The sequence below is a fragment of the Pseudoalteromonas sp. CR1 genome (genome assembly GCF_019392235.1).
Classification (GTDB): domain Bacteria; phylum Pseudomonadota; class Gammaproteobacteria; order Enterobacterales; family Alteromonadaceae; genus Pseudoalteromonas.
In genome coordinates, this window is the sequence record NZ_JAHXRM010000359.1 from 1 (window position 1) to 260 (window position 260).

Consider the following 260-nt stretch of genomic DNA (forward strand, 5'->3'; position numbering starts at 1 on the left):
AATGGAACCTGGACTTCATCGCCAACTCCGCACTGGCCGAGAAGTACAGCCAACTGGCGGACCGCATCGACGAAACCCTGGCCTTCATGCGCGCCTGCGGCATGGACAGCTCACCGCAGCTGCGCGAAACCAGCTTCTTCACCGCCCACGAAGCGCTGCTGCTCAACTATGAACAGGCCTTCGTGCGCCGCGACAGCCTGACCAACGACTACTACGACTGCTCGGCTCACATGTTGTGGATCGGCGACCGCACCCGTCAG

The 260-nt window shown here is 61.9% G+C and carries 1 protein-coding gene; it reads left to right on the forward strand.

Annotated elements, in window-relative coordinates; translation table 11 throughout:
* The coding region (locus KZZ04_RS19700) for a 3-deoxy-7-phosphoheptulonate synthase (protein WP_219423958.1) at positions 1-260 on the forward strand (260 nt) is incomplete at both ends.